The organism is Yersinia sp. 2466 StPb PI (assembly GCF_041538325.1).
GTDB lineage: Bacteria > Pseudomonadota > Gammaproteobacteria > Enterobacterales > Enterobacteriaceae > Yersinia > Yersinia enterocolitica_E.
The window spans coordinates 42057-64009 of sequence record NZ_JAULSL010000001.1 but is presented as its reverse complement, the minus strand read 5'-3'; the positions used below and the strand labels follow the sequence as shown (position 1 = coordinate 64009).

The window sequence follows — 21953 nt, the reverse complement described above, 5'->3', positions numbered from 1 at the left end:
CGCGCTTTGAATGCACACCCTGCCTGAGCCGTATCCTTTTTTACGTTTATTATTAATAGCTTAATTTATGCAAACTTCATTTTCACCCGCGACACGTTTAGGTCGACGGGCGCTTTTATTCCCTCTTTGTTTAGTATTGTTCGAATTTGCCGCTTATATCGCTAACGATATGATCCAGCCAGGTATGCTCGCCGTAGTGGCTGATTTTAATGCCAGTATTGAGTGGGTTCCGACCTCTATGACTGCCTATCTGGCTGGCGGGATGTTCTTGCAATGGTTACTTGGGCCGTTGTCAGACCGCCGTGGGCGCCGCCCGGTAATGTTGTTCGGTGTCGCATTCTTTGTGGTGACATGCCTTGCCATCTTGCTGGTCAATAGTATCGAACAGTTCATCGCCATGCGCTTCCTGCAAGGGATCGGCTTATGCTTTATTGGTGCCGTCGGTTACGCCACTATTCAGGAATCATTTGAAGAAGCGGTCTGTATTAAAATTACCGCGTTAATGGCCAATGTCGCCTTGATTGCCCCATTACTCGGCCCTCTGGCGGGGGCCGCCTTGATTCATGTCGCTCCGTGGCAGGCAATGTTTGTGCTATTTGCCGTGCTGGGGGCCATTTCATTTGTGGGCTTATGGCGCGCCATGCCGGAAACCGCCGCTCTGAAAGGAGAGAAACTGTCAGTGGCAGCGATGTGGCATGACTATAAGCTGGTACTCGCCAACCGCCGTTTCATGTGTGGTTCCTTGGCGTTAGGCTTTGCCAGCCTGCCATTGCTGGCGTGGATTGCGCAATCACCCGTCATTTTGATCAGCGGTGAGCAGCTATCCACTGTTGAATATGGTGTTTTGCAGGTGCCAATTTTCGGCGCACTGATTATTGGTAATCTGACACTGGCGAGATTGAGCGGCAAAACCAGTATTCCACGTCTTATCCGCTACGGTGCCGGTCCGATGATTATTGGCTTGCTGATTGCCGCAGGCTCAACGCTCTATTCATCCCATGCTTATCTGTGGATGACGGCAGGACTGAGCTTGTATGCCTTTGGTATTGGCTTGGCTAATGCCGGTTTGGTGCGGTTGACACTGTTCGCCAGTGATATCAGTAAAGGTACGGTATCTGCCGCCATGGGGATGATCAGTATGATGGTATTCACCTTCGGCATTGAGTTTGCCAAAATCGCTTACTTGTGGGGCAACAGCGGTATCTTTAACCTGTTCAATCTGATCAGTGGCTTGCTGTGGCTGGGCTTGGTGATGATATTTATTCGCCGTCAGCCGGAGGCGGTTACTGCGGAGTAGTTTTAAAGCGGGAGAGAAGCAGCGCTTTTCTCCCGCTAAATATTTTTGTTAGCGTAACTTTAAAGCTGAAAAGCTGTCACGCCATATAACTATCCTTGCGAATTAGGTTAGCGCCAAAAGCAGCACCCAACAATTAATACATCTCATGCGCTGGATATCGTAAAAATTACATATTAGGAGATGTATTAAGAAATAGCCCACTGTCACGCAACAAATGGTCGTTACCTCGGCGGCGAGTAAACCCACTGCGGTCAAAGAATTCAAGGATTTGAATCGCCAGTTTGCGGCCAACACCCAGTCTATCGCGGAAATCTGAGGCACAGGCGCTGCCTTGGCTGGCATCCAGCTCACGTACCAAATCAGCGAATTGCTCAATACGCTGGCTGCGATAGTAGCGATCAGGAACAATTGCTGTGATATAGCCCAGTTGTGCCGCTTTGCGCAATAGTGTGCGCATCTCACCTTCTTCAATCTGCATCTGTGCCGCCAAATCGCGCACCCACCAAGGGTCATCGGCAAAATAGGATGCGACCTGCTGCCACTGAACCTGCTCCTCGGCAGTAAATGCCAGGCCATGAGCTGGCAGATGTAGCCAGCCACGGGTATTCTTTAGCGCCCCTTCAGCCAGCAGATCATCAATCAAACGGAATACCAGCCCTTCATCCAGCGTTGGCAACGCCATACGCCGCAAGCGCGCCCGCCCTAATCCTAACTGATCACCATGCTGTTGATGATACAGGCACAGGACATGTAATAAGGTTTGTTGCGCTTGCTGAGCATGAGGGCGAGAGAGTGCAATATCACCGGCGACAACACTATCGGTCTGTGCCAGTAAGTCCGACATATCGCGTTCGGTTAGCTGGCGCGCCCAACTGAAATCATCTAAAGAAATCGGCCCTTGAGCCAGATGTAAATCCAGCACTTCACGGTCAGAGGCTGCCTGGGCCAGCGCGGTTAACCAAGATAAATACGCAGGTTGCCGTTTGCCGCGTTTGGGGGCCGTCAGATGAATCACCCGAGCACCGCCCAAGGTCTTCTTCGCCGCAATATCACGCAGAATAAGACGATCGTTTTCAGCCAGCGATAGCGGGTTATCCAACAGCAGTTCAGCAAGTATCGGCTGGGGGTTCTCGTCGGTAGGTTGTGGATTGGTCAGCAGCGAAAAACGCCCGGTAATATGGCTGGCGGCATGATGCAGATGTAAAGGTTGCCAATGTTGGATCGGTGTATCAGCATCCACAATGACAAGTACCCGCTCCGTGGCCTGCGGCGGCTGTTGCGTTAATAGCCAGTCACCGCGGTTGATCTGTTGTTTGCTGATATCGCCACTGATATTCAGGGCGATACGCTGGCCAGCTTGCGCCTGTGATGTATTTTGATTTTGGGCATGGATACCACGCACCCGCACCGGACAGTCGCCGCCGGTGAGCCATAAGGTATCACCGAGTTCCACCTGACCTGCCAACGCCGTGCCCGTTACCACCAAGCCAGCCCCTTTCACACTGAATGCACGATCGATAGCCAGACGAAAGCGCCGCTGTAACCGGCTGTGCTGTGCATTTTGTTGGTGGTATTGCGCCAGATGTTCACGTAATTCGTTAATGCCACGCTCGGTCGCCGCCGCCGTCACGAACAAAGTGACTTGCTCTGCTTGCCAGCCCTGTGCCGCCAGCTCTGCCAGCACCTGCTGGCGAGCCTGTTCGATACGCTCATCATCAACCCGATCAGCTTTGGTCAGTGCCACGGTCAACGTGGGGCGACCGCTGAGGCGCAAAATCGCCAGATGCTCGCGGGTTTGTGCCATGACACCATCATCACAGGCTACCACCAGCAAAGCATGGTCAATGCCGCCCACGCCCGCCAACATATTGGCTAAAAACTTCTCATGGCCGGGGACATCGATAAACCCCATAACGCTGCCATCGGACTGGGGCCAATAGGCATAACCCAGATCAATGGTCATGCCGCGCTGTTTTTCTTCCGGCAGGCGATCCGCATTCACCCCGGTGATGGCCTGTAAGAGTGTCGTTTTGCCATGATCGACATGGCCTGCTGTTACAATAATCATCGAGCCAATTCCCTGAGCAACGCCGCCTCATCCTCCAGGCAACGCAAATCGAGCCACAAACGCCCATCAGCCACGCGGCCAATAACCGGCTTAGCCAAACCGCGCCAACGCGCTGTTAGGGCTTCCAGAGCACTTCCGCGCCCCTCTTTTGGTGCGAACGTTACCGCCCAACTGGCCAGACGGTCTACCGGTAGCGAACCGCTACCGATCTGCGACCAGCAAGGTTCTGCCGCCAGCGTGAAATCGGTGCCATAACGAGCGGTTAGGGCACCCAATACCCGTTGTGCACTCTCGGCGATAACCTGTGTTGGCCGGGTGAGTAACCTCATGGTTGGCAGCAACTCTGTCAACCGGTCTGGCTGCTGATAGAGACGCAAGGTGGCGTCCAGTGCGGCCAGCGTCATTTTATCGGCGCGTAACACCCGCTTAAGTGGGTGCTGCTGTAGCTGCTCAATCCACTGTTTTTTGCCAAGAATAATCCCGGCCTGTGGGCCACCCAGCAGTTTATCGCCCGAAAAGGTGACTAAATCGATACCCGCTGCAATCAATTGCTGTGGCATTGGTTCTGCTGGCAAACCATAGCGGGTCATATCCACCAACGAACCGCTGCCCAGATCGGTGGCGGTCGGGATGGAGAATTCATGGCCTAATGTTGCGAGTTGCGCTTCGGCAACCGAGGCGGTGAAACCTTCAATACTGTAATTGCTGGTATGCACTTTCATCAGCAGGCCAGTGTGTTCATTTATGGCTTGGCGGTAATCTTTAAGGTGCGTGCGATTAGTGGTACCCACTTCGACCAATTCACACCCCGCCTGTCGCATCACATCCGGGATACGAAAAGCACCACCAATCTCCACCAGCTCACCGCGAGAAACCACTACCTGTTTCCCCGCCGCCATTACCGTCAGCATGAGAAACACCGCAGCAGCATTGTTATTCACGATACAAGCATCTTCCGCACCGGTCAGCTCACACAGCAAATCGGCGATAGCCCGGTCACGATGGCCACGCCCGGCACCACTCAGAGAGTATTCCAGTGTTACCGCGCCACGCATCGCATCATTCACCGCAGCAATAGCTGATTCAGCCAATGGGGCACGGCCCAAGTTGGTATGCAATACGGTACCGGAAAGGTTAAAGACGGGTTTTAACGCGGATTGGCGGCTATGTAAACGCTGCTTTAATGCTGTTGGCCAGTCACTGCACCAATCAGCCAGTGAATGAAATTGGCGGATATATTCACGAGCCTCAACCTGCATTTGACGCAAAATATCGGTCAATAAAACAGGGCCATATTCAGCCACTAAAGGGGCAACATCTGGCTCGCGTAGCAGGCGATCTATTGCGGGTAACTGACTGTATAACTGATGGGGTTCTGCGCTCATACTCACTCAGGTAATAAGGTCGAAAGAGCGCCATAATAATGGTACGGCGCTCGGTCTGAGTAATTAGTGTAGCGCGATAGAATCAACCACGCTATTCACTAACGTTTGGTGTTGCTTGGTTTTTTCAGCGGCAGAGACCATCTGAATAAATACCACTTTCTTATCTAACACAGTAAAGATTGTAGTCGCTACCATCGGCGAATTTTGTATTTTTTGCTTGGTATCAAACAGGCGGAACTTATGGCCATCAACGATGATGTCTTTTTGTCCGGTTTGTTTAATATTCTGGTACTGAGCACTGAACCCCTGCAATAACCCTTTGTTTAACGCATCAAGGGACAAATCACTGGTATCAAGCAATTCAACGCCCGGCGGGTTAGTCACCGCAGTGACGGCCATTTGTTTACCGGCAGCATCAATCAATAACAACGTTTGATTTTGCTCATTGTTTACGTCACCCGCCAATTTAGTTTGGTCAACAAATGATGTTGGTAATACAAAGGTAACCTTACCATCAAATAGACTAACCTGCTGCTGGTCAGCGGAAAGTTTAGCGGCTGGCGTGGTTGCTGCTGGCGGAGTTACTGCGGGTGTAGAGGCTACCGGAGCGGGCGCGGGTGTTGTAGCAGGGGTCGATGCAGGGGCGGCATTGTTGGTGCTTTCCTTGCTCTCCTTACTGTTATCACACGCGGCCAGACCACCTACCAACACCATCACTACCGTCAGTTTTGCGACTATCTTCAACATACAATAAATATCCTTATTTAAGTTAGCGTATCGCTCGGATGATGGAGTAGCGCCTGTCAATAAAACCAACAGTGGTTACAATGGCCATCACATGTGAGCGCGACCATTGTATAATAACCATACAAACTATACTTCTATTTTGTGACCCGGAAACCTATTCCCCTGGAAACAAGAATGGATTGATACTGCTGCGGGCGAATCCTTCACCTTCCATTTTGGCATCAAGAATAAGCGAGGCCAGATCATCAGCAACCGCTTCAACTTGTGGGTCTTTTTCCTGATAGAGAATTTTCAGGTAAGTGCCGCAATCACCACAACTTTCCGCTTTTACTGCCGCCAGTTCACTGTCCAGTGACCAGTAATTCAAATCACGGGTCTGTTCGCAGTTACTGCATTTGATTCGGACCACATGCCACTCGCTTTCACACAAGTTGCAGTGCAGATAACGTAAACCGTTTTGGGTACCGATATGCACCACGCTGGAGACCGGAATACTGCCGCAGACTGGGCAGAACTGGCGATGTTCACCATATTCAGCTCGCGCCTTACCGGGGATCTGGCTGGCCATCTGCGCCCAATACAACGATAAAGCCGCCCAGATGAATGGCGCTTTTTCACTGCCGATTTGGGCAAACTCGCGGTTTAACAGCGCATCAGCATACAGTTCCAGCTCATGTACCGATGCCTTATCCAGATTATCCAATACGGCCACAATATGATCCGGGGCATCAGGGCGTAGTTCAGCAATCAGTGCTGACAGGAGCTTACGCCAATGTTCAGTGCGAGGAAAAACACTCAGATCCAGAGGCGGTTTACCGCTGGCAGCGGATTGCTCCAACTCAGCCTGCATATCCAACACCAGCGGATGGTCATGCAGCGCTTTTTGCTGCGCTTGGGTAATTTTAGCCGCAAAATCCAGATAATCGGACAACGGGTTATCCAGCGCAAGTTGCTGTAAACGTTCAGTGCGCCGGGTATACAGGCTTTTTAAATTCGCGAAAAGTAACGGCGGGATATTCCCCGCCGTTGTGCCTTTTTCGCTTTGTTTTCCTAGTTGATCTTTAGGGACAATGCGAATACTCATCAGGGTTTCTCTTCCTGTTTTTTCTGACGCTGACTTTTGGCGTTAACCTCACGGTACCAGCGCGGATGGTGCTTTTTCGCCCACGCCGCCGGTACCCAGCCTTCTACCATCGCGGTAATGGTGCCCTTAACCCACAGGGCAGCATAAACGTGCACCATAATCACGATAATTAACCCGACCGCCGCCAGCGAATGCACCAGCAGTGCCAGGCGAATCAGCGGGATCGGGAAGGAAGGCGCAAAATAAGGCCGCCAGATAACAACACCACTGGCCAACAACAACACCAGACTGATAATAGCAGCCCAGAATACGCACTTCTGACCGAAATTATAGCGCCCCGTGTCGCCGACTTCCTCATTCATGGCGATTTTATGGATATTTTTAGCCCATTCCAGGTCTTCCTTATTGATCAGATTATGTTTCCAGTAACGGAAAAACATGATCAGGAAGGCGGCGAACATAATCACCCCGGCAAAGGGGTGAAGGATGCGTGCCAACTGCGGCGTACCAAAAATATTCATCAGCCAGTTAAATGACGGGAAGAAGAACCCCAAACCACTGATAGCGGCCAGTATAAAGCAGAAGGCCACTATCCAGTGGTTGATGCGCTCCGGCGCGCTGTAGCGCTGGATGCGTTTTTCTTTTTTCATTTGGGCGTCTCCCCGTCGTCTGAGTGCTCAGCGGTGGTCTGCTCCGGTGGCGGCAATGACGTGTCAGCAGATGTTGAATCCGGCTTATCGTCTTCGTCCTCCTCTTCTTCAACCCGGTTCGGGCCGACACCCACATAATGGAAGATACTGGCCGCAAAGGTTGCAGCGAAGCCCACCGCTGCCAGTGGTTTCCAGATCCCCTTCCAGAAGGTGACTGTCGGACTGATGGTCGGGTTCTCCGGCAGACCATGATAGAGCTGCGGTTTATCCGCATGATGCAGTACATACATCACATGGGTGCCCCCCACGCCAGCGGGGTCATATAACCCTGCGTTATCAAAGCCACGAGTTTTCAACTCAGCAACCCGGCCCGCAGCGACTTCTTTCATCGACTCTTTGGTGCCAAAGTGAATCGCTCCGGTCGGGCAGGTTTTCACACAGGCAGGTTCCTGGCCAACACCAACGCGATCGACGCACAAGGTACATTTATACACCCGGTTGTCATCTTTGTTCATGCGCGGCACATCGAACGGGCAACCGGCGATGCAGTAACCACAGCCGATACAGTGTTCTGACTGGAAATCGACGATACCATTGGCATACTGAATGATTGCCCCTTCCGACGGACATGCCTTCAGGCAGCCGGGGTCAGCACAATGCATGCAGCCATCCTTACGGATCAGCCACTCCAGCTTGCCGCTCTCTTCATCTTCAACTTCAGAAAAACGCATCACCGTCCATGATTTAGCGGTCAGATCTGCGGGGTTATCGTACACCCCGACGTTATGACCGACTTCATCACGGATATCATTCCACTCCGAACACGCCACCTGACAGGCTTTACAACCGATACAGGTGGTGACGTCGATAAGCTTGGCCACCTCTTGCTGGTGGTTACGATCCTGTGGCGGCGGCGTAAGGGAGTTGGTGCCGGAGCGCCGTATAATGTCTTGGGTTTGCAGTGACATAGGTTCTCTCCGTTACACCTTTTCCACGTTGACCAGAAACGCCTTGAACTCTGGCGTTTGCGTATTGGCATCACCGACAAACGGTGTCAGGGTATTGGCCAGGAAGCCTTTTTTCGCCACCCCTTCGTATCCCCAGTGGATCGGGATACCAATAGTGTCAACTTCCTGCCCATGAACATTCAGCGTACGAATACGTTTGGTCACCACCGCCTTGGCTTTGATATAGCCACGGTTGGAACTGACTTTCACGGTATCGCCCTGCTTAATGCCCTTTTTCGCTGCCAGTTTTTCGCCAATTTCCACAAACTGTTCTGGCTGTGCGATAGCATTGAGCAGCACATGCTTAGTCCAGTAGTGGAAATGCTCGGTCAGACGATAAGTGGTACCGACATACGGGAACTGCTCATGAGAACCCATTGCGGCCAAATCGTCTTTAAACACGCGCGCGGCCGGGTTGGATATCACATTCGGGTGCAGCGGGTTGGTGCCCAACGGCGTTTCAAATGGCTCATAATGTTCCGGGAACGGTCCTTCTGCCATTTTGTCGATGGCAAACAGGCGGCCCATGCCCTCTGGCTGCATGATAAACGGCCCGACATCGCTACCCGGTGCCGCGGCACTGTAATCTGGGATATCAACGCCACCCCATTTGGTGCCATCCCACTCCAGCAACTGGCGTTTCGGATCCCACGGTTTACCTTGTGGGTCAGCAGAGGCACGGTTGTATAGAATGCGGCGGTTAAGCGGCCATGCCCACGCCCAGCCCAGTGTATTGCCAAGGCCGGATGGGTCAGCGTTATCACGGCGTGCCATCTGGTTACCGGCCGGTGTCCAACTACCGGCAAAGATCCAGCATCCACTGGCGGTAGTACCATCATCACGCAGATGAGCGAAGGTACTGAGCTGCTCGCCTTTTTTGACCAGCACTTTGCCGTCAGCATCGGTGATATCAGCCAGTGCTTTACCATTGCTTTCCTGTGCCACTTCTTCTGGCTCTGGATTGTCTGGCGTCAGATAATCCCAGGTCATATTGAGCACCTGTTCTGGCACTGCACCACCGTCCCGATGGTACATGTCACGCAGACGACTAAAGATACCTGCCAAAATGGCACCATCGTTCAATGCTTCGCCCGGTGAATCAGCACCTTTCCAGTGCCATTGCAGCCAGCGGCTGGAGTTAACAATTGAACCGTTTTCTTCAGCAAAACAACTGGATGGCAAGCGGAACACCTCGGTTTGAATTTTCGATGGACTGACATCGTTAAATTCACCGTGGTTTTGCCAGAAATTCGCGGTTTCAGTATTGAGCGGGTCAATAGTTACCAGGAATTTCAGTTTCGACAGTGATGCTACTACTTTGTTTTTGTTCGGGAACGACGCGACCGGGTTAAAGCCCTGGCAAATATAGCCATTCACTTTACCCTGCGACATCATCTCGAAATATTGTAATACGTCATAGCCTTTATCCCACTTCGGCAACCAGTCGTAGCCCCAGCCGTTCTCTTTCTGGGCTTTATCACCGTAGAAACTTTTCATCAAACTGACGAAGAATTTCGGGTAATTGCTCCAGTAGTTAACCTGGCCCGGCAACAGGGTTTTCGGCGTGTTGGCCTTCAGATAAGTGTCAATATCCGGCTGTTTTTCTGACGGCAGATTCAGGTAGCCCGGCAAGCTTTGTGACAGCAAACCCAGGTCAGTTAAACCCTGAATATTAGAGTGACCGCGCAAGGCGTTAATACCGCCCCCCGCCATGCCCATATTGCCCAGTAACAACTGGATCATCGCCATGGTACGGATGTTCTGCGCGCCAACCGAGTGTTGTGTCCAGCCCAGCGCATACAGGAATGTGGCGGTTTTATTGGACACACTGGTTTCGGCGAGATATTCGCAAACCTGCAAGAAATCTTCTTTTGGCGTACCGCAAATATTGGAGACCACCTCTGGCGTGTAACGGCTGACGTGTTCTTTCAGCAAGTTCCACACACAGCGCGGGTCTTGCAGCGTGACATCGCGTTTGGCAAAGCCGTTTTCATCCAACTGGTAATTCCAGGTGGTTTTGTCGTATTTGCGATTTTCGGCGTCATAGCCACTGAACAGGCCGTCATCAAAGGTAAAGTCTTCCCGCACCAGCAAGCTGGCGTTGGTATAAGCTTCGACGTATTCGCGGTTAATTTTGTTGTTGGTCATCAGATACAACAACACGCCGGATAGGAACGCGATATCGCTACCGGAGCGGATTGGCGTATAGAAGTCCGCCACCGATGCAGTACGAGTAAAGCGTGGGTCTATCACCAGCAACTTAGCATTGTTGTGGATTTTGGCTTCCATCGCCCAGCGGAACCCCACCGGATGCGCTTCTGCCGCATTACCGCCCATGACGATAATTAAGTCTGCGTTCTTGATGTCAACCCAGTGGTTGGTCATCGCACCGCGACCAAATGTTGGAGCAAGACTTGCTACCGTTGGTCCGTGTCAGACACGTGCTTGGTTGTCTACGGCAAGCATGCCGAGAGCGCGACTAAATTTCTGGGTCAGATAACCCGTTTCGTTACTGGATGCCGAGGCACACAGCATACCGGTACTCAGCCAACGGTTGACGGTAACACCGGCGTCGTTGGTCTTAATGAAGTTAGCGTCCCGGTCTTCTTTCATCAGCTTGGCAATGCGGTCAAATGCATCATTCCAAGTGATTCGCTGCCATTTATCTGAACCCGGAGCACGGTATTCAGGATATTTCAGGCGGCTTTCGCTATGGATAAAATCCACCAGCCCTGCACCTTTCGGGCACAGCGCGCCACGGTTTACCGGATGGTCCGGGTCCCCTTCGATATGGAAAATACTCTCTTTGGCGTTTTTTGCGCCGTCACCGAGGCTATACATCAAAAGCCCGCAACCAACGGAGCAATATGTACAGGTATTCCGCGTCTCACGGGCGCGCAGCAATTTGTAATTGCGCGTTTCCGCCAGCGCCACTGACGGCGTAAAGCCGAGTGCCGCGACCGTGGTTCCTGCCATACCGCCAGCGCAGATCTTAAAGAACTGCCTTCTGCTGACCTGCATGGGTCTCTCCTTCGTTCATTGTCACATTATTTCAGTTCACACTTCCCTCAACGAAACCGGAAGCGCTAAAATCGCTTACGCGATATCACCTTTATCGGTGTGGGATACATTCTTCTGGAAATAGAATTATACCCATACCATTCTTAATGTGAATGTTACCACATTGTGATTATGGGTTATAACTTTCAGGGCCGCATAGTGAGCCAGATCAAACCTTCAACAATTGACCTCTCCACCGGAATCTGCGGTGCAAAACAACTTAACGTGCTACAGCGCCATCAAATGGCCGAGCCGCAATTGGATTGGCTGGCGGAGGAAGTGCCGGTAGCGCTGGTCTACAACGGCATTTCCCATGTGGTGATGATGGCAACCCCGAAAGATCTGGCAGCATTCGCGCTAGGTTTTTCGTTGTCAGAAGGCATTATTAGCGCCCCACAAGATATCTACGCCATTGATGTGACACCAGGCTGTAATGGCATAGAAGTTAACATTGAGTTATCCAGCCGTCGCTTTGCCGGTTTAAAAGAGCGCCGCCGGGCTATGGCCGGCCGCACCGGATGTGGGGTCTGTGGTATTGAACAGCTTGATGATATTTTTCGCCCCATCACCCCTCTGCCTTTCACTCAGACCTTTAATTTGAATCAACTCGATAACGCACTGGCACAACTCAAGCAGGTACAAACTGTGGGTCAGTTGACGGGTTGCACTCATGCTGCGGCCTGGATTAATCCGAAAGGTGAATTGTTGGGTGGTTGTGAAGATGTGGGCCGCCATGTCGCACTGGATAAGCTGCTGGGGATACGGGCCAAACAGCCGTGGCAGCAAGGTGCTGTGCTGGTTTCCAGCCGTGCTAGCTATGAGATGGTGCAGAAAACCGCAATGTGCGGTGCAGAGATTTTATTTGCTGTTTCTGCTGCAACAACCTTAGCGGTTGAAGTTGCCGAGCGCTGTAATCTGACGCTGGTTGGCTTCAGTAAACCCGGTAGAGCAACGGTTTACACCCATCCGCAGCGGATTAGCGAATAGAAAGACCATACAATTAGTACGGCATTGATAATCATTTTCAATATCATTTAATTAACTATAATGATCCGAATGCTTACGCGGCGCTTACTTTTTTTGCGCCGCCCTACACTACGGAGACGATGATTATGAGTTACTCACTGCCATCCCTGCCTTATGCTTATGACGCCCTGGAACCCCACTTCGATAAGCAGACGATGGAAATCCATCACACCAAACACCACCAGACCTATGTTAACAATGCAAACACGGTGTTGGAGAGCTTCCCTGAGCTGGCTAAATTCAGCGTTGAAGACCTGATCAAAGATCTGGACAAAGTTCCTGCTGAAAAACGCACTTTTATGCGTAACAACGCCGGCGGCCACGCTAACCACAGCCTGTTCTGGAAAGGGCTGAAACTGGACACAACCCTGAAGGGTGATCTGAAAGCCGCTATTGAGCGCGATTTCGGCAGCGTAGATAGCTTCAAAGAGAAATTTGAAGCTGCTGCGGCAACCCGTTTCGGTTCTGGCTGGGCTTGGCTGGTTCTGAAAGACGACGGCAAGCTGGCGGTTGTATCTACTGCTAACCAAGATAGCCCACTGATGGGCGAAGCAGTTTCTGGCGCATCAGGCTTCCCAATTATTGGCCTGGATGTGTGGGAACACGCTTACTATCTGAAATTCCAAAACCGCCGCCCAGACTACATCAAAGCATTCTGGAACGTGGTTAACTGGGACGAAGCAGCAGCGCGTTTCACTCAAGCCAAATAAGCCGCATAAACCGTATGTTGCATATCCAAAGAACGTGGAGTTGCAGCTAACAACCCTGTAGCTTCAAGTCCGAAGGATACATGCCAGCAAGGTCATCTTGCTGGCATTTTTATTGCTAAAGTTTAGCCAATTTCTGCCGATAGATTGTCCAAGAAGGGCGTTGGTATTCATGGATATAAAGCTCATGAACTATACCCTAAATAATTCGAGTTGCAGGAAGGCAGCCAACGCACATGCAACTTGAAGTATGACGGGTATATCGTTTGGGATAAGTACTCTTGCCAAGGCTACCCCACATACCACCAACTCCCCAAAATCTTCTAATAACTAGACCTCCCCAAACTCACCTACGCTGATTGATTTGCATCAGAGACACCGCATAACGGAGAAGAACATGGCAGTATTTAGCAACGTTTTTGGCAGCTTTGAAAATATGAAAGTCGGTAAAAAGCTGGGATTAAGCTTTTTCCTGATGTTGTTGCTGGTCGGGATCATCGCCGGTACCACCGCTTATCATTTCTCCGTGATTGAAGATCATGCTTATAAAGTTGACCTGAGTTACAAAGTTAACGATGAATCCAATCAGGCAAAATATAATCGCGCATTATATGAACGTACCTACTCTCTGCAATACATCAAAGAAAATTCTCAACATATCAATAATATAAAAAATCTTCTGACCCAGAGCGAAAGTCTTAGTTGGTCGGCAGATAACCGCAAAACCATTAGCAGTATTTCCGATGTGGTAGAGGAGTATCTGCAGCAGCAGAGTAACTTCGTCAATGCCGTAGCCCATAAAGATGATGTGCGCAAAAGCTGGAATATTTCTGAAACCCAGAAGAACCTCAACGAGCTGCAACAAAGCCTACTTAATGAAGGGGCAGATACCAATACCCAAATCCTGCTAGCAGAGATGAACCAGAAGTTGATGACCGTACGCTACAACGCACGCGGCTTATTGCTGGATCGCAACCAGGATGCAGAGTCCTCGCTGATTACCTCAATCAATATCGCTAATAGTGCCGCAAATGCTTTTATGCCGGTGCTATCGGCCGAACAGCAAAAGCTGCTGGCTCCGGTTATCTCCAGCCTGAGTACCTATAAAGATAACGTACTGGCCTATTTACCGGCTTATCAGCAAGAGCTGGAGACCGGTAAAGTGATGGAGTCGAATGCCAACGAATTGAATAAACTGGCCACCCATCTGTTCACCCAAGAGCTGCAAGGGACCCACGCAGAAATCAATAATGCGCAATTGCAGTTAACTATTGCTGCCATTGCCGCACTGCTGTTTGGTCTATTGATTTCATGGCGCATGACCCGCCAGATCACGGTACCACTGCGCACCACACTGGCGATGGCAGAGCGCATTGCTACCGGTGATTTAACTGCGGCGACAACATCAAACCGTACCGATGAGTTGGGCCTGTTGATGAATGCCGTCGCCCGGATGAATGAAAACCTGCGCGCCATGATTGATGAGATCCGCATTGGTGTCAGTCAGGTGTCTCATGCCTCCGGCGAAATTGCTGCCGGTAATACCGATTTATCTTCCCGCACCGAACAGCAGGCTGCGGCTGTAGAGGAAACCGCTGCCAGCATGGAGCAGTTGAATGCCACGGTTAAGCAGAATGCCGATAATGCCCACCATGCTAATCAACTGGCAACCGAGGCATCACAAACCGCACAACAGGGCGGTAAGCTGGTTAACGATGTGGTGCGCACCATGAACGATATCTCCGGTAGCTCCAAACGTATCTCTGAGATTACTTCAGTCATTAACAGTATTGCTTTCCAGACCAATATCTTGGCCTTGAATGCTGCGGTTGAAGCCGCCCGCGCCGGCGAGCAAGGCCGTGGTTTTGCCGTTGTCGCCAGCGAAGTTCGCAATTTGGCACAACGCAGTGCACAAGCGGCGAAAGAAATTGAAGGCTTGATTGGCGAGTCAGTGACTCAGGTAAATGCCGGAACCACGTTGGTGCAAAATGCCGGGCAAACGATGGAGAATATTGTCCGCTCAGTGACCCATGTGCGCGATATTATGGCGGAAATTGCCTCAGCATCCGATGAGCAGAGCCGTGGTATCACGCAGGTTAGCCAGGCTATCTCTGAAATGGACAGCACCACTCAGCAGAATGCGGCCCTGGTGGAAGAGTCTGCCGCCGCCGCCGACTCACTGGCTGAACAAGCCATTTTACTGGCACAGGCCGTCGCCGTGTTCCGCCTATCCGATGCAGAGGCAGAATCGGCACAGAAAAACGTCGGTGCATCCGTGGCACCTAAAAGTACCCCAACACCTCGCTCTGGCACAGAAAGCAGTCGCACCACTCAGCACGATAATTGGGAAACCTTCTGATTATCCGCTAAACCGCGTTACCCGGCAGGAGTAGCCAATGCGGTTACTCCTGCCTATCTCGTCGTTTCGCTCAATCCTATCGATAACCTCTTTTACCTTGGAACCCTGCGGTCAGGCAGGGTATTCTGATTCTCCCTTCCCAACGCAGACAAGGAGAGCAGATGAAGTATCCTCAGGTTTATATCGGTAAAATCGAGCCTTATAACGGCAGTTCCCCGAGCGCGATTGGTAAACGTCAGGTTCAGGGTGGCATCATGCTCACGACGCTGGGATTGGAAGGGGATGAACAAGCCGAGACCCGCTTTCACGGTGGGCCGGACCGCGCCTTATGCCATTATCCACGAGAACACTACTCCCACTGGATAGAGCGATTCCCTGCACAGGAAGATATTTTCGCAGCACCAGCCTATGGCGAAAATATCTCAACCCTCGGCATGACGGAACAAAATGTCTATATGGGGGATATCTACCGCTGGGGAGGGGCAATCATTCAGGTGACTCAACCGCGTTCACCTTGTTACAAGCTCAACTTCCATTTCGCTATCGAGGAGATGTCGGCACTGATGCAGCAGACCGGTTATTGCGGCTGGCTGTATCGCGTAATTTCCACCGGTATTGTTAGTGAGGGCCATGCATTAGAGCTGTTGGCGCGCACCAGTGATATCTCGGTGGCAGAAGCGATTGCCATCGCCTGGCATATGCCTTTCGATAAAGAACAGTATCACCGCTTGCTGGCTGTATCAGGATTATCCACCAGTTGGAGTAAAACTATGCTAACGCGTCTTTCGCAAGGAAAGATCGAGGATTTCAATCGGCGGTTATTAGGTTCTTGATGTATTAATTATCAAATAATACAACACACGATCTTGCCAAGGACGGCAAGTTATATGAAAGAGCAGTAATTAAATAGGTAATTTTAATCACCACCTTGAATATATGATTGGGTTGTATTTGTAAATTTTATTAGAAATGATGATTATTTACTCCAATCCTCAATTCGCAGCTTTTTAACTCTTTCAAACTCTCTAATGTTATTAGTCACTAATATTGCTCCAGCCGAAATTGCGTGTCCGGCTATTGCTGCATCATTTCCGCCAATTGGCGTACCCTGCTTTGCCAGCTCAACTTTAATATTAGTGGTAGCATCTACAGCCGCTGCATCCCACGACAAGATAGCATCTAATCGTTTCACAAATTCATCTACTAAATAGTTATGTTTCGGTGATGCTTTCTTACCAATTGCACCAAACCGCATTTCTGAGTATGTAATGGCTGAAACGACTATTTTATTCTGATGCTCAATACACTGTTGTAATTTTATAATTAATTCAGCAGGGCGTTCCCGCATAATAAAAGAGCAAATATTCGTATCGAGCATATATATTCTTTTCATCATAATTCGAAGCGTCCCTCTTCGATAACGTCTTGTCTTTCCGTAAGAAAATCGTTATCCGCTTTATCTTCATCCATGAATGATACCCATGTAGGGCGGATAGGTCTTAAAATGATATTATCGCCATCTTTGAGTATTTCCAGTTCGGTGACACCCGCAAAGTCCATATCTTTTGGTAAACGTATTGCCCGATTTTGGCCATTTTTGAAAATAGAGACTGTTCTCATATTTTTACTCCTGATAATCGTGTCACTAAAGACACTAGCATATGCTTAGCATATGTCAAGAGAGATGAAAACCCACAACAAACCGGGTAGCGGCCATGCCACACACCCGGTTATTTCGAAAGTCGCAATTAGAACGCTTTTTTCGCGTAGCCGGTCACTTCTTTCAAGCCCATCTCACGGCCTAATGCCGTCATTGGGTGTACCACCACAATACCGCGTACCGCTTTCTTCAGCGTGCCCATATCCGCCTGCTCTTTTTTAGTAATAGCACGGCTGAACGGCAGTTGAGCTAGCTTTTGTGCTTCAGCACTCAGGTTTTTAACCCGCACTTCTTTCAGGCGCTGAATTTCAGCCGCCAGTTTCTCTTTTTCTTTCATATGCTGCGCGATCAAATCCATATTACCCTGTTGGATCACGGTAGGGTCTTTGTGGTTCAACGCATCCAGCATATCGCTTAGACGTTTGATTTCTGCATGTTCTTTCATAGTATTGGCCCGTACATGCCACTGATGGGCACGATATTTCGCTAAAGTTGGGGATAGGATAGCACTGATTGTGCATCAAGATAGAGAGTGTATCAGGATGCGTGCTTTTCAGCAGCAGCCTCCTGTATTGGTTGCCACTGCATGCCGGCCGGTAGGCTGCTAATTTCACAAGCAACCTCCCCGAGCCTGACCAAAGCTTGGGTATAGTGGTGGTTGAACGGATAACAGCACGAGAGGCGAAAAGCATTACGATAGCGGCCACTCGGCGAGTAAAGCGTACCGGGGGTCAGGCATATCTGTTCTTGTAGCAATTGATGAAATAGCGCCACGGTATCGACACAGGCAGGGAACTCGACCCAGAAAACAAAACCCCCTGCTGGTTGGGTCACTTTGGTCCCACGAGGGAAGTACTGTGCAATGAGTTGCTGCGCCTGTTGTACTTGTTGCGCATAACGGCGCCGTAGCCCGCGCAGGTGGTGGTCGTAACCGCCAGACTCCAGAAACAGTGCCAGTGTTTCTGATAATAACGCCGGTTCCGCCATCGACGACACCGCTTTGAGCTTATGTAATGCCTCAGCGAAGCGGCCACCATCAATCCAGCCGATACGGAAGTCTGGGGCCAGTGTTTTGGTGAAGCTGGAACAGAACAGCACCCAACCGTCGCGGTCAAAGGCTTTTACCGCTGGGGACAAAGTAGAACCGAATTGTATTTCTGCATATAAGCCATCTTCTATCAGCGGCACCTGATGATCGTTCATCAACTGTGCCAGGCGCTTTTTCGCCGCCAGTGGCATCGTAAAACCTAACGGATTCTGCACCGTTGGCATAGCGATCAATGCATTCAACCGCCCCTCCTGAAGCAGTAACTCCAACACATCCAACGATAAACCTTGCTGTGGATCGGTTGGAATCTCCACGGCTTTCAGGCCAAGGCTGGCAAGTAATGGCATCAGATAGAAATAGGTTGGCGATTCCAGCCCGACACAATCACCCGGTTTGGTGGTGACCCGCAACGCTAACTGCAACGCCTCCATACAACCATGCGTAATAGTGATATCTGCCGGATTAGCCAGCATCCCTAGGGTCATGGCGCGGCGGGCGATTTGCTGACGCAGGCGCTGGCATCCTGGTGGCAACGCGTACTGACTGATTAACTGCGGCTCACGACGCAATAGTGATGCCATGATGCGGCCCAACTTGGCGCTGGGGTAAAAATCCGCCGTTTGTGGACAGGCGAGCGAGATATTGGTAAAGCGAGGGTTTTGTTGTGCGGCAAATACCGTATCAATTAAATCCAGCACCTCATTTACCGGTTTGCCGACTGTCGCTGTTGGCACCACCGCCGTTGACGGACTACAAACATAAAACCCTGACTGCGGACGCGCTTCAATCAAGCCTCGATCCTCCAGCGTACGGTAAGCTGCCACCACCGTATTGATACTCACCTGATGGTTTTTGGCGTAACCGCGCACTGATGGCAGGCGGCTACCCGCCAGCAAACTGCCTTTCTTAATGGCCTGCGCCAGATTGTCAGCCACTTGCAAGTAGCGAATTTCATTCATAACAACGGGCATGGTGACAGTTCTCCGCAGGTTCAATGGGTACAGTTAAATCTTATACAAATTGTACCCACAACAATAGATAACTTCTGCTTCTGACGCCATAGCGGATTGCTGTTTATGCTGAATCTCTCGATAACATCAATAATATAATACCCACAGTAATTGGAGTTGCAGGTAGGCAACAAGCTTACTCACCCGTGCAGCTTCAAGTACGAAAGGGGAGGATATCCCATGCTAGACAGTGCTTTCATCAGTTACGTTACCGTTATGTCGATCACTCCAGGCCCAAATAACCTGTTATTAGCTGCATCTGGTGTCAATTTTGGCTTACGTCGTACCTTCCCAATGATGTTGGGGATTACCTTTGGCTGCGCGTTGCAATGCGCATTAATGACCACATTGTTGGCATTAATTCTCAGTTGGCTGGGGGTAATTCGCTTGCCACTGGTGACGCTGGGATGTGCATATTTATTCTGGTTATCGTGGAAAATTTTTAATTCCGGTAGCCCGAAGTCAAGAGATGGCCAGCAACCAATGGGGTTTATCCAGGGGGCTTTATTCCAGGCCATTAATCCAAAGGCTTGGCTGATGGCTATGAATGTCGCCATCTTATTTACACCACGTGAAGGTGCTACGCTGAGCCATACCCTACTGATTGTTAGTGGTTTTGCTCTGTTAAATCTGCCTTGTGTGGCCGTTTGGGCGGTGATGGGGGATCAGTTACGCCATGCGTTACGGGTTAACTGGAAACTACGATTATTCAATGGAGTGATGGGGGGCTTGATGGCAATAACAGCATTGTGGCTGTTAGTTGACGAATGGCTCAGTGTGTTGCCGTAACTCAGGCATGGCCGAGTGGTGACAGCTTGGAAACCTGTTTTAAGCTGATGCGGGAGAGCAATTCTGTAATCGAGAGCACCATGGTGGAACGCACCATTTGCTGATAACGCTGGCGTTGCATGGCAATCAGCGACGCGTCTGCTTCATCCGGGCGCAGGAAAGTGGGCACTGGCGGCAATTCAGCCACACAATGTAATTCACCAAATGGCCCGAGGATTTCGTCATCAGTAAAGCGATACTCGGTGCCATCATGGTTTAACTCCTCACGAAGCGCCATCAATAGCTCAGCATCTTCGTATTCATGACGGGTGATCACACCCAAGGCATAAACCAACTTTAGTCGCACAGATAGCTCACCAAGCGGCCCATCGCCAACCAGCAATGGCTCCACGGCATATTTCACCGCATAGTCATCTTTACGAAAAACCTGCACCACGAGAATATTCAGCGCTTCTGCCAATAATTCGACAGCAGCCATCAGGAAACTCCGAACGGTCTTGCCTGCGTTCAGATGCTCAAGTACCCGATTCTCAAATGCCTGTGTTTTTTCAATCATCGCTTGTCACTGAGGTGGTTTCAGAATATCGGGCTACGAAAAGATAAATACCGCGCAATCTGACACGGTATTTATCCCCGTCATACTTCAAGCCGCATGTGCGTTGGCTACGTTCAATAACCCGAATCACTTGACTGCGTAAGCTCATCGGGATTAATGAGCCTCATCCTGGAGGCTCACCCTACGGGCTAGCATAAATGCTGTACAAATCGGTTCCCGACCGATTTGTATCTCGCTTGTCGCCTTCCCGCAACTCGAATTATTTAGGGTATATCACCTAACGCAAACTCATTTTGTTCATCACAAAATTAGTGCGTCAGCTTGTCCTGCATGGCGTTATACACACTCACCGCCTGTTCGACAACCTCGCCATCAGCGGGTAAGCCTGAAATTTGCGCCAAAGCAGCTTTCGGCCCCAATTTCGCCAGTAATTCAACCAACTCCTGAGCTTGTGAGTCTTGCTCACTGCGATAACTCATGGCCGCCGCAATACCGGTTACCAGATTGGTGTGTGGCAGTTGATACTCAAGTGTACCCAATAGCGGTTTGATCAATCGATCACCGGCACTCAGTTTACGCAGTGGCTGACGGCCAACACGTTCAACATCGTCATGCAGGTAAGGGTTCTCAAAACGGGAGATGATTTTATTGATATAAGCGGCATGTTTTTGTGGATCAAAAGCATAGCGTTTAATCAGCACTGCACCGCTCTCTTCCATCGCGCCTTTCACTGTCTGGCGTACTGCTGGGTCCAGAATGGCATCACGGATGGTTTGATGGCCGGCCAGTTGCCCCAGATAGGCCGTTATCGCATGACCGGTGTTCAGGGTGAAGAGTTTACGCTCCACAAACGCCATTAGGTTGTCGGTCAACTCCATACCTGCGATTTCCGGTGGCGGCCCTTTGAACTGGGTACCATCAACAATCCACTCACTGAAGGTCTCTACCGTCACTGCCAGAATATCTGTACTGCCCGCTTCTGATGGCGGCACAATACGGTCTACCGCGGAATCTACGAAACCGACATGTTGCTCAACCCACGCTTGTTCACTTTCCGGTAACGCAGCGAAGACATGCTGTTTTAACTGGCTGGTACCGCGCACCATATTCTCACAGGCGATAATATTCAGCGGACGAGTATTACCTTGTTGATGACGAGCGACTAAGCCTTGTGCCACGGTGCCGGCAATACGTGCCAGAATCTGCGGTCCAACAGCGGTGGTGACAATATCGGCATCAGCAATCAGCGCCACCACGTCTGGGCTACTACTGTTTACTGCACTCACGTTTTTGACTTCTTCAACCCGCGCCTGCTCACCAACCACATTGACCTGATAACTTTTACGTTTATTCAGTTCGTCCAGCAGCGGCTGGTTAACATCTGCGAAGGTCAGTTGCGCACCGGCATCAGCAAGAAGTTTACCAATGAAGCCCCGGCCAATATTACCTGCGCCAAAATGTAATGCTTTCATATTCGTTACCTTTTGCTGTAGAAGGGCC

Annotated in this window: 19 protein-coding genes; 6 read left to right on the top strand and 13 right to left on the bottom strand. The window is 50.6% G+C overall.

What is annotated here, in order from left to right:
- Positions 1 to 67: 67 nt before the first annotated feature.
- Positions 68 to 1297, top strand: a complete 1230-nt coding sequence (locus Q2T72_RS00260; protein ID WP_372568445.1) for an MFS transporter — start codon at positions 68 to 70, stop codon at positions 1295 to 1297.
- Between the two features lie 166 nt (positions 1298 to 1463).
- On the opposite strand, the gene selB is transcribed toward Q2T72_RS00260, so the two are convergent.
- The 7 genes from selB to fdnG form a co-directional block, all read right to left on the bottom strand.
- Positions 1464 to 3365 carry a selenocysteine-specific translation elongation factor gene (gene selB, locus Q2T72_RS00255; RefSeq protein WP_372568444.1) on the bottom strand — a complete coding sequence of 634 codons (1902 nt, stop codon included), beginning with the start codon at positions 3363 to 3365 and terminating at the stop codon, positions 1464 to 1466.
- Entirely contained in the window at positions 3362 to 4750 is a 1389-nt protein-coding gene (selA, locus tag Q2T72_RS00250) for an L-seryl-tRNA(Sec) selenium transferase (RefSeq protein ID WP_083161455.1), read from the bottom strand. The genes selB and selA overlap by 4 nt, the downstream gene beginning before the upstream one ends.
- 63 nt (positions 4751 to 4813) lie before the next feature.
- Positions 4814 to 5497, bottom strand: coding sequence for a hypothetical protein (locus Q2T72_RS00245; RefSeq protein ID WP_372568443.1), 684 nt, complete (start codon positions 5495 to 5497; stop codon positions 4814 to 4816).
- A 154-nt stretch (positions 5498 to 5651) separates the two neighbouring features.
- Entirely contained in the window at positions 5652 to 6581 is a 930-nt protein-coding gene (fdhE, locus tag Q2T72_RS00240) for a formate dehydrogenase accessory protein FdhE (protein WP_083161459.1), read from the bottom strand.
- A complete protein-coding gene (gene fdoI, locus Q2T72_RS00235; RefSeq protein WP_083161461.1) occupies positions 6581 to 7231 on the bottom strand; it encodes a formate dehydrogenase cytochrome b556 subunit in 651 nt (216 codons plus the stop codon). Before fdoI ends, fdhE begins: the two co-directional genes overlap by 1 nt.
- Positions 7228 to 8199 (bottom strand): formate dehydrogenase subunit beta, encoded by a 972-nt coding sequence (gene fdxH / locus Q2T72_RS00230; RefSeq protein WP_372568442.1) that lies wholly within the window; start codon positions 8197 to 8199, stop codon positions 7228 to 7230. Before fdxH ends, fdoI begins: the two co-directional genes overlap by 4 nt.
- Positions 8200 to 8211: 12 nt before the next feature.
- On the bottom strand, positions 8212 to 11259 hold the full coding sequence (gene fdnG, locus Q2T72_RS00225; protein WP_102970500.1) for a formate dehydrogenase-N subunit alpha: 3048 nt from the start codon (positions 11257 to 11259) through the stop codon (positions 8212 to 8214).
- A 171-nt stretch (positions 11260 to 11430) separates the two neighbouring features.
- On the opposite strand from fdnG, the gene fdhD reads away from it, so the two are divergent.
- From fdhD to yiiM, 4 genes are all read left to right on the top strand, one after another.
- Positions 11431 to 12285, top strand: a complete 855-nt coding sequence (gene fdhD, locus Q2T72_RS00220; RefSeq protein ID WP_050311297.1) for a formate dehydrogenase accessory sulfurtransferase FdhD — start codon at positions 11431 to 11433, stop codon at positions 12283 to 12285.
- A 125-nt stretch (positions 12286 to 12410) separates the two neighbouring features.
- Entirely contained in the window at positions 12411 to 13034 is a 624-nt protein-coding gene (gene sodA / locus Q2T72_RS00215) for a superoxide dismutase [Mn] (protein ID WP_050311298.1), read from the top strand.
- A gap of 394 nt (positions 13035 to 13428) precedes the next feature.
- A complete protein-coding gene (locus tag Q2T72_RS00210) occupies positions 13429 to 15390 on the top strand; it encodes a methyl-accepting chemotaxis protein (RefSeq protein ID WP_083161467.1) in 1962 nt (653 codons plus the stop codon).
- 161 nt (positions 15391 to 15551) lie between these two features.
- Positions 15552 to 16223 (top strand): 6-hydroxyaminopurine reductase, encoded by a 672-nt coding sequence (gene yiiM, locus Q2T72_RS00205; protein WP_083161469.1) that lies wholly within the window; start codon positions 15552 to 15554, stop codon positions 16221 to 16223.
- Positions 16224 to 16366: 143 nt separating this feature from the next.
- Here the strand turns inward: yiiM and Q2T72_RS00200 are convergent, their stop codons facing one another.
- From Q2T72_RS00200 to Q2T72_RS00185, 4 genes are all read right to left on the bottom strand, one after another.
- The gene (locus tag Q2T72_RS00200; RefSeq protein WP_050086921.1) at positions 16367 to 16786 is read right to left on the bottom strand and encodes a type II toxin-antitoxin system VapC family toxin; all 420 of its coding nucleotides are present in this window, start codon (positions 16784 to 16786) and stop codon (positions 16367 to 16369) included.
- The gene (gene vapB, locus Q2T72_RS00195; protein ID WP_050086923.1) at positions 16783 to 17010 is read right to left on the bottom strand and encodes a type II toxin-antitoxin system VapB family antitoxin; all 228 of its coding nucleotides are present in this window, start codon (positions 17008 to 17010) and stop codon (positions 16783 to 16785) included. The genes Q2T72_RS00200 and vapB overlap by 4 nt, the downstream gene beginning before the upstream one ends.
- 128 nt (positions 17011 to 17138) lie before the next feature.
- Complete coding sequence (locus Q2T72_RS00190) at positions 17139 to 17495, bottom strand: YibL family ribosome-associated protein (protein ID WP_075337794.1); 357 nt, start codon at positions 17493 to 17495, stop codon at positions 17139 to 17141.
- A 92-nt stretch (positions 17496 to 17587) separates the two neighbouring features.
- Positions 17588 to 19069: a PLP-dependent aminotransferase family protein gene (locus Q2T72_RS00185; RefSeq protein WP_372568441.1), complete on the bottom strand. Its 1482-nt coding sequence runs from the start codon at positions 19067 to 19069 to the stop codon at positions 17588 to 17590.
- Positions 19070 to 19288: 219 nt separating this feature from the next.
- Here Q2T72_RS00185 and Q2T72_RS00180 point away from each other — a divergent pair, with 219 nt between their 5' ends.
- Positions 19289 to 19897, top strand: coding sequence for a LysE family translocator (locus Q2T72_RS00180; RefSeq protein ID WP_083161473.1), 609 nt, complete (start codon positions 19289 to 19291; stop codon positions 19895 to 19897).
- Position 19898: 1 nt separating this feature from the next.
- On the opposite strand, the gene Q2T72_RS00175 is transcribed toward Q2T72_RS00180, so the two are convergent.
- The gene (locus tag Q2T72_RS00175) at positions 19899 to 20453 is read right to left on the bottom strand and encodes an MltR family transcriptional regulator (protein ID WP_005186837.1); all 555 of its coding nucleotides are present in this window, start codon (positions 20451 to 20453) and stop codon (positions 19899 to 19901) included.
- Between the two features lie 308 nt (positions 20454 to 20761).
- On the bottom strand, positions 20762 to 21925 hold the full coding sequence (locus Q2T72_RS00170) for a mannitol-1-phosphate 5-dehydrogenase (RefSeq protein ID WP_083161475.1): 1164 nt from the start codon (positions 21923 to 21925) through the stop codon (positions 20762 to 20764).
- Between the last annotated feature and the right edge of the window lie 28 nt (positions 21926 to 21953).